The organism is Bradyrhizobium iriomotense, assembly GCF_018129405.1.
GTDB classification, from domain to species: Bacteria; Pseudomonadota; Alphaproteobacteria; order Rhizobiales; family Xanthobacteraceae; genus Bradyrhizobium; species Bradyrhizobium iriomotense_B.
In genome coordinates this window covers 153808-162336 of sequence record NZ_JAFCLP010000019.1, presented here as the reverse complement: position 1 = coordinate 162336, position 8529 = coordinate 153808, and the positions used below count along the sequence as shown (strand labels likewise).

The 8529-nt window shown below is 65.1% G+C and carries 8 protein-coding genes and 1 pseudogene; 1 reads left to right on the top strand and 8 read right to left on the bottom strand.

Annotated features, from left to right (window positions below; translation table 11 throughout):
* From JQ592_RS30150 to JQ592_RS30120, 7 genes and pseudogenes are all read right to left on the bottom strand, one after another.
* Positions 1-294: pseudogene (locus tag JQ592_RS30150) on the bottom strand (hypothetical protein); the annotation flags it as partial.
* A 20-nt stretch (positions 295-314) separates the two neighbouring features.
* Positions 315-698 carry a RidA family protein gene (locus JQ592_RS30145; RefSeq protein ID WP_211406398.1) on the bottom strand — a complete coding sequence of 128 codons (384 nt, stop codon included), beginning with the start codon at positions 696-698 and terminating at the stop codon, positions 315-317.
* Positions 699-712: 14 nt separating this feature from the next.
* A complete protein-coding gene (locus JQ592_RS30140; protein ID WP_211406403.1) occupies positions 713-3043 on the bottom strand; it encodes an acetamidase/formamidase family protein in 2331 nt (776 codons plus the stop codon).
* Positions 3044-3317: 274 nt separating this feature from the next.
* Positions 3318-4559, bottom strand: coding sequence for an acetamidase/formamidase family protein (locus JQ592_RS30135; RefSeq protein WP_211406397.1), 1242 nt, complete (start codon positions 4557-4559; stop codon positions 3318-3320).
* A 43-nt stretch (positions 4560-4602) separates the two neighbouring features.
* Complete coding sequence (locus tag JQ592_RS30130) at positions 4603-6225, bottom strand: amino acid ABC transporter permease/ATP-binding protein (protein WP_211406396.1); 1623 nt, start codon at positions 6223-6225, stop codon at positions 4603-4605.
* On the bottom strand, positions 6225-7139 hold the full coding sequence (locus JQ592_RS30125; RefSeq protein ID WP_211406395.1) for an ABC transporter substrate-binding protein: 915 nt from the start codon (positions 7137-7139) through the stop codon (positions 6225-6227). The genes JQ592_RS30130 and JQ592_RS30125 overlap by 1 nt, the downstream gene beginning before the upstream one ends.
* A 433-nt stretch (positions 7140-7572) precedes the next feature.
* Complete coding sequence (locus JQ592_RS30120; protein WP_211406394.1) at positions 7573-7833, bottom strand: hypothetical protein; 261 nt, start codon at positions 7831-7833, stop codon at positions 7573-7575.
* 263 nt (positions 7834-8096) lie between these two features.
* Between JQ592_RS30120 and JQ592_RS30115 the strand changes: the two genes are divergently transcribed.
* A complete protein-coding gene (locus tag JQ592_RS30115) occupies positions 8097-8291 on the top strand; it encodes a hypothetical protein (protein ID WP_018641869.1) in 195 nt (64 codons plus the stop codon).
* Positions 8292-8374: 83 nt separating this feature from the next.
* Here JQ592_RS30115 and JQ592_RS30110 read toward each other — a convergent pair whose 3' ends face one another.
* The gene (locus tag JQ592_RS30110) at positions 8375-8521 is read right to left on the bottom strand and encodes a hypothetical protein (protein ID WP_211406393.1); all 147 of its coding nucleotides are present in this window, start codon (positions 8519-8521) and stop codon (positions 8375-8377) included.
* Positions 8522-8529: the final 8 nt, after the last annotated feature.

Genomic DNA, 8529 nt, shown 5'->3' with positions numbered 1-8529 from the left:
GCCTTCGCTCACGGTTGCCCGCCCTGCGATGCCTTCTCGCGCCGATGTGACTAGCGTCCACCGCCGCTCACCCCGCGCGTCGTGACGATCGCGATACGCCCCTCTGACCGGGATGAGGTGGCGCACGAATACGCCAAAGCCGAATTTCGGTAAAGTGGAATATTTTTGAAGTTGCGGATGGACCTGCAGGTTGTGTGTTTTGCCCGGCGGGCAACGCAAGGGCTTGTAGCCCGGATGAGCGAAGCGACATCCGGGATTCGTGCGAGCAGCGGTCCCGGATATCGCTTCGCTCATCCGGGCTACGAAAGCTGGCCTCACGGCCGCCGGCACACCAGGTCGATCTCGATCAGCGCGTCATAGGCAAGGCCGGTGACGCCGACGCAGGTCCGGGCCGGCAGGCGATCCGATGCGAAGAAGCTGCGATAGGTCTCGTTCATCGCGGCGTAGTCTTCCTTGAAGCGCGTGAGATAGATGCGCGCCATCACGACGTGCTCGAGGCCGAGATCGAGGCCCGCCAGAACGACCTTCAGGTTCTCCATCACCGCGCGGGTCTGCGCGACGATGCCCTCGGGCAGCACGCCCGGCGTCTGCGGCGTATCCGGCATCTGGCCGGTGACGAATACAAAGCCGTCGGTCTCCACGGCATGGCTGAAGGGCGCGACCGGCTTCGGCCCGCCGCTGATCATGTGGAATTTCACTCGATGTGTCCTCGTTAAGTCGCGCTCTGGAACAGGCGCTTGCTGAGAATGGCGTGCACGCCCCAATTGCCGTCGACGACTTGCGTGACGCCGAAATCGACGGCAGCCGACATCAGTGCGATCGCCTCGTCCTCACTGAGCCCCTTGGTGTTCATCAGGAAGCGCCGCATCTTGCGGAACGCATCCTTCATGGCGAGGTCGAGCGACGATTTGGCGTAGACCTCGCTCTGCCCTTGCGCGCCGAACTCGGCGAGGTAATTGGGATGGCTGAAGCCGGTCAGCACCCAGTCAGTGGCGGTTTCGATCAGGGGATATGAGAGATCAGCGAAGGGACGGCCGGAAAGATCGGCCTTCTTGTGCAGGATCACCTCGAAGGTGCCGGTCATCGAGCACTCGATCGCGGTGCCGCTGAGCTCGCCGTCGCCTTGGGCTGCGTGGGGATCGCCGACCGACAGCAGCGCGCCGGGCACGGAGACCGGAAGATAGACGGTCGCCCCCTTCCCCAGCCGCCAATTGTCGAGATTGCCGCCGAAATAGGACGGCGGCACGGAATCGACGAAATCGACCTCACGCGGCGCCACCGCGATCACGCCGAAATGCGGCCGCAAGGGAATGCGGATGCCGTCGAGCACGGCGTGCCGGCGCTTGATCGTACCGGGTGCGACGGGAACGCCGGGATAGTCGTAGGTGGCGTGCACCACGCCAAAGGGATCGGTCTGCGGTTCCCAGCGATAAGAATAGAGCGCGCGGGCATGGGGCGCGTCCACATCGTCAAAGATCTCGTAAATGGTCACGGCCTCGCGCGGCTTGGGACCGCCGAGAAACTCGTTGTAGTGATAGCCCCACCAGGCCGCCACAGAGGAGCCGAACACGCGCCCGGCATGGTTCGGGCTCCGGCTCGCCCGCGGCACGATGTCGAGGATGCGCACCTCCAGGACATCGCCGGGCTGGGCGTCCTTCACCGCGACGGGGCCGGTGCAGATGTGCACGCCAAACCCCTCGCCGGCACCGCGGCCGAACACGCTGGCATCCATGGGTCCTGCGCCGCGGCGGTCGACGTTCTTCTTGTTCCGCGTCCAGCCGAACACGCTTTCGGCGGCGGCATCACCGGCGATCATCATGTCAGGGGCATCGGAGGCGTGCTGGGTCAGCGTCTCGATGGTGATGGTGTCGCCCGATGCGATCTCGATCTGCGGCGGCAGCGAGCGGCTGAAATAGCCCCAATGGACGCGGCTGGCCTCGACCGGGAGATGATGATGCCGGCGCTCCGTGGTCGTGCGCTCCCCGGCGCCGGCACAGGCGACGTTGCTGCGTGTCTCGACGCTCTGATGTGCACGCAGCTGTGCCAGCGCCTCCTGTGGCCAGCCGCGCTGGCCGGCGACGCCATGCTGCGAGGTCGCCCGCTCCGCCTCCTGCTGGCGAAACTCGCGCGGCGGCAGGCCGAAGCGATGGCGGAAGGCGCGGCTGAAATGTGCGGAGTCGCCGAAGCCATAGGCGTAGGCGATCTCCGAGATCGAGCGATGCGCCTCGGTCGGGTTGGAGAGATCCGCCCAGGCGCGCTGGAGACGACGCTCGCGAACGTAATGGGTAAAATTGTCGCCGACCGTTTCGAACAGCTTTTGCAAGTAACGTTCGGAAATGCCCTCGGCTTGCGCGACACGCGCCGGCACAAGGTCGGGATCGTCGAGCCGGCGTTCGATGGTCTGGCAGATCCGATGCAGCAGCGCGGCCTGCGTTGCGCTCGACCCGGCGTCGGACGTCGACGCCGCCAGTTGATGCGCGAGCGTCAGCAGCAGATCGACCAGCGACTGCGCCAGCGAATTCCATTCGGTATCGCTCAAACTATCGAGCGTGCGCGCGGTCGCGTCCAGCAGGCGCGAGAACACGTCGGCAAAGCCACCGGGCGGAACGACACGGGGCTCGCCGAGCCGCGGCTTGCCCGACAGGCGTCCGTGCAGCGCCTCCGACGTCACCGACAGCACGATGGCGCGCATGTCGCGCTGGAACACGATGCTCCAGTCGCCGCTGCGCGGCAGCAGCACGAGATGGCCGACGGGAACGATGCGGTGGCCGCCGGCGCTTCTGAGCACCATGCCGTCCTCGACCGGCATCAGCGCGATCGGGAGGTCTTCGTTGGCTTGCGAGAGCGGTGCGACGCTCTGCGCGCCCGCGGCCATGCGCGTCAGCGCAACACCTGCGGCCTGGCGATGCGAGGCGGTTGCGTGCCCGTCAAAGAAGGAATGACCGCCTGCCGGTTGCAAGCCGACCGCCGCCAGCACGTCCCGCCAGGCTTCGGGGCGGTCGTCTTGCGCGTAGGACTCGCTCGTGAACGGCCGGAAGCTCATCGGATCGACCCAGATTGCAGTCGATCGAAGCAACCTCTGTGCCAGACGAACGCGGTCATCCGTCGCAGCGACGGGCCGCAAATGGGGTTCATTGGTCAAGTGTTCATCCAGGAATTGGACTGTTCTTCAAAGTGTTAGAGTATGGCGGCCCCCCTTCGTCATTCCGGGGCGCGCGCAAGCGCGAACCCGGAATCCATTGCGCGCAGAAGACGGTAGTGAAATGGATTCCGGGTTCGACGCGTTGCGTCGCCCCGGAATGACGAAGTGGAGAGATTCAGTCGCACCGGAAGATGTTCTTGCGGATCGTGCCGTGGACACCCCAATTGGCATCGACCACCTGGGTGACGCCGAAATCGGCGCCGACCGACATCAACGAGATTGCCTCGTCCTCGCTGAGGCCGTGCACGGTCATCAGGAACCGGCGGAGTTTTCTGAACGCATCGCGCATCGCACGGTCGAGGCTGGAGTGATTGGCAATCTCGGTTTGCGCATCAAGGCCGAGCGCTGCGAGATAGTTCGGATAGGTGAAGCCGTAGAACGACCAGGCGTGGTCGGTCTCCAGCATGGGATGATCGAGGCCTTCCAGATGGGTGCCGGCAAGGTCGGCCTTCTTGTGCAGGATGAATTCGAAATCGCCGGTCAGGGAGGTCTCGATCGCGGTGCCGCCGAGCTCGCTGTCGCCCTGCGCGGCATGGGGATCGCCGACCGAGAAATAGGCGCCGGGCACGGCAACGGGATAGAACATCCGCGCGCCCTTGCCGATGCGCCAGTCGTCGATATTGCCGCCGGTGTAGCTCGGCGGGATCGAGCTGACGAAGTCGGCTTCGGACGGTGCAAGGCCCATGGTGCCGAAGTGCAATCGTGCGGGTACCTTCACGCTGGAGAGGATGTTCTCGCGTTTCCTGATGGTGGCGTGATCGACGCGGACGCCGGGATAGTCGATGGTCGGATGCACGATGCCGTCAGGATCGGTCTGCGGCGTCCAGACATAGTTGTAGACCGCCTTCGCATAGGGCTCGCCCGAGGTGTCGAGCTCGAAGATGGTGACCACTTCGCGCGGCTTCGGCTCCTCGATCAGATCGTGATAGTGAAAGCCCCAGTTGGCGGCGACATTGGAGCCGAAGCAGCGGCCGGCATGGCAGGCGCTGCAGCTCGGCCGCGGCCTGATGTCGAGGATGCGCACTTCGAGAACATCGCCGGGCTCGGCGCCTTCGATTGCGACCGGCCCGGTGAGCAGATGCACGCCGATCCCCTCGCCTGCGCCGCGGATGAACGGGCCTTCGACCGGGCCTGAGCCGCGGCGCGCCACCGCCTTGTGCTCGCGCGTCCACTGAAACACGCTCTCGGCGCCGGGATCGCCCTGGATCATGCGCTCGTAGTCGTCGTTGGCATGATGGGTCAGCGTCTCGATGGTGGCGCGATCCCCGGAACGCAGCGTCAGGGCCGGCGTGACTTTCTTGGAGAAATAGCCCCAGTGGACGGTTTTCGGCGAAACCGGCAGCGTGACATGCTTCATGAGGTGGCCTCTTCGGGAGTCTTGAACCTTGTGGATGCGCCGCTCATCGCACCGCCTCCGGAGTCTTGTCGGCTTCCATCACGCTGAGGAAGCGCGCCGTCAGCGCATTGCGCGGGTTGGAGAGCACCTCGTGCGCCGGCCCCTCCTCGATGATCGCGCCACCGCTCAGGAACGCGACGCGGTCGGCGACCTCGTCGGCGAACCGGATCTGGTGCGTCGAGATGATCATGGTGAGGCCGTCGTCGATGGCGAGACGCCGGATCACCTCCAGCACCTCGTTGACGAGCTCGGGGTCGAGCGCCGAGGTCGGCTCATCCAGCAGCAGCACGCTCGGATTGGGCGCAAGCGCCCGGGCAATGGCGACCCGTTGCTGCTGGCCGCCGGAAAGATGCCGCGGCAGCGCATCGGCGCGATGCGACAGCCCGACGCGGTCGAGCAGCTCGCTGGCGCGGCGGTCGGCGTCGATGCGGGTCATGCCGTGGACCCAGCGCAAGGGCCCGGCGATGTTCTCCTTGGCCGAGAGATGGGCGAACAAATTGAACTGCTGGAACACCATGCCGACGCCGACGCTGGCCCGCTCGTTGGCGATGGCGCGCGGCGACAGCGGCTTGCCGTCCTCGGAAAAGCCGAGGCGCCGGCCGCCGACGCGCACGGTGCCGGCGTCCCAGTTTTCGAGATGGTTGATGCAGCGGAGCAGCGTGCTCTTGCCCGAGCCGCTCGGTCCGAGCAACGCCACCACCTCGCCCACACGGACCGTGAGGTCGAGACCGTCGAGGACTTTCTGCGGTCCGTAGCTCTTGGTGAGATCCTTGACCTCGACCGCGGTGTTGTTGCGCGCGATCGTCGCGGTGCGGCGGGCGCGTTCCTCCCGGGTCAGGGCCAGCGGCGGCGTATCCGTGAGCTCTGCTTGCGCGGGCTCGGGATCGATGGCGGTCGCATCGGCAGGTTCGAGCTTGGTGACGAGATCGACACGGCGCCAGGGCAGATAGTCGGCGAGCTTGCGCTCGCGGCCCTTTGTACGATCGAGATCGAGCAGCCGTTCGACGAACAGCTGAATGCCGCTGATGGTCGCGGTCAGCACGAGATAGAGCAGGCCCGAAGCGAAGAAGATCGAGAAGAAGTCGAATGTGGAGGACGCCAGCTGGGTCGAGCGCAGCGTCAGCTCCTGGACCGCGACGACGGAGGCGAGCGAGGAATTCTTCAGCGCACTCACCGCCTCGTTGCCGAAGGCCGGGATCATGGTGCGGATCGCCTGCGGCGCAATCACCCGCCACATCAGGATCCGGGGCGTCATGCCGAGCGCCTGTCCAGCCGTCACCTGCCCGCGGTCGACGCCGAGCACGCCGGCGCGCAGCATCTCCGCAATGAACGGCGCCTCGTTGCAGGCGAGCGCGAGGCCGGCGGCCAGCACCGCCGGCAGCTTGATGCCGATATGCGGCAGCGCGTCGTAGGCGAACACCATTTGCAGGATCAGCGGCGTGCCGCGGAAGATCACGGTGTAGGCCCTGGCGATCGCCGCCAGTGGCCAGAAGCGCGAGAGCTGCATGCCGGCGAGGATCAGTCCGAGGATCAATCCGCCGCCGAGCCCGAGGGCAGTCACCTCGAGGGTGAGCTCGATGCCCTCGAGCAGATACGGCATGCTCAGGTAATGGAGGAACAGCGACATCAGTCAGCCGTCAGAATGTCCGGCTCCTTGAAGTTGTTCACATCGAGCCCGTGTTTCTTCAGAAGCTCCATGTGCGTGCCGGCCTTCTGCACCTCGATCAGCGCGGCGAGCACGGCGTCACGGAATTTCGGCTTGTCTTTGGGAACGGCGATGCCGACCGAATACGGGATCGTCACCGCGATCGCCTTCTCCAGCTTGTCCGGATAGGCCTTCACCGCACTGTCGACCGTGTTGACGTCGTTGACATAGGTGTCGGCGCGGCCGGCGAGGATCGCCTGGATGCAGTTGGCGTTGTTGTCGTAGAGCTGGATGGTCGGCTCCGCCTTGCCGGCCTTCTTGCATTCCGGGATCAGCGCCTGGATCAGGGGCACCTCGACATAGCCGGTGTTCTCGGCGGCAGCCGCGCCGCACATCGACATGTTGATGCCGTTGATGCCCTTCGGATTGCCCTTGGCGACCAGCACGCCGTCGAACACCTTCGAGTAGGTGATGAAGTCGGCGGCCTTGGCGCGCTCCTTGGTGGCGTAGATGTCGGAGATCACGATGTCGGCCTGGCCGGCGGCGAGCGTGGTCAGGAGCGCTGCGAACACCACGGGCTTGTAGGTCAGCTTGAAGCCGAGGCATTCGCCGATGGCCTCGCCGAGATCGATGTCGAAGCCGATATATTTGCTGGGATCCTTGGGATCGATGGTCTCATAGCCCGGCGTGTGCGGGTTGATGGCATTGACGAGCGTCTTGCCCTTCCAGTCCGGATATTTCTGCTGGAGCGCGGCGCAGGCGGCGGGCGCTGCGGCCTGCGCGCTCAGCGGTGCGGCGGCGACGAGGCCGAAAGCGATGGCCGCGCCGAGCGCGGCCTTGCGCCACGGCAATGCGCGCGACATCCCCCGCGCCTGGGGCAATACCCGTGTCTCCATCTCGAACTCCCTCGAATTGCCATGGCATCGGCCATGTTCCAGATCTCGGGGAGCGAGCCTAGGTGGGATGCGAACCGGAAAGCTTGTCCGCGGGCGTACAAAAAATTGGATGGAGGCGGCCCGCGATTTGGGCAAGCGGCTGCACAAAAACTGTTCGCAAGTCGCGAGCCGATGCAGATACGGGATTCCGAATTCGGGGGAACCAAACAATCCCGGATGACGCAGCGATCAGTATGATCCAGCAATCATCTGATGAGGCTATTTGACAGAGATATGACGATTACCGAGGGAGATGCGGCGCGGGATCGACGCATTTGCGGTCGGTATCCACAGCACTCCACAGACTGTCCGCAGCATATCCACAGGCTGACTATGCCGGATTCGCGAGACCGCGCTAGCCACTTGCTGCGCACAAACTCACAGGGCTGGCATGTCAGCCGCCGGCCTGATCGAACACGGTGCGGCAAGCCTCGCTCAAGCTTGATCGCTTACGGCGCAGGCAGGCGGTGATGGCGCGGACATTGGGGATCTCGCCGGCGCAGAGCCGGTAGACGTCGGGGGTGCAGGCTCGGCGCTGTTCCGCCGTTCCCTGCGCGTGAGCCGCAGAGGCGAACAGCGTCAGGAACAGCCCGACCGTCGAGGCGCGACGCGCCCGGCTCTTCACGCCCGCAAACCGCAAGAACCTTGTCTTCATGACCAAGTCTCCCGTTCTGCCCGCCCGCTCCCGGCCCGCGTTGGCCGGTCGTCGCGAAGGGTTAGGAGAAATAAATCGCCGAGAATGTGATCTCTTTCACACTGGCGACGGGCCAGGGACGCCTAGGTTCCCGCGGGGATTTTTTCAGGAATCGCTAACCAAACGGGCCCCGATCGCCGGATCGTTAAAATGCGAACGATCGGCTCAATCGGCTAACAAACCGGCTTTGCGACATTGCGCCATCCGCGTTCTGCGAGGGTGTGATGAGCGAAGCCGAATTCAACTTGCTGCTGGATGCCGTCCGGGACGCCATGATCAACGAAGATTTTGCGCCTGAGCCGGAGGAGAATTTCGTGCCCCGCTCTTGGTCGTATGCCGCAACACCCAAGGCCGCCAATGACAATGAGGGCGCCTGGCCCCTGCTGCCGTTTCCGGACGGCTGGTACGCGGCCTGCTGAGGCCCGCCCTGCCGTGACCTGATGCGCCCGCCCTGCAGGCGGTTCGGCGTCAACTGCGCGCCGGGGAATGGCGCCGACCCCGATCAGTTCTTGACGCGTTCCTTGCCATCCTGCGGCGCCCGGTCGGGTGCAGCGGGCGGAAAGATGCTGTCATAGATCGCGCGCGCCTCGGCAATGAGGCGGGCCCGCTCCAGCTCGGATTTCGGGACAAATCGAACGACGTCGGCCACGTGCTCTC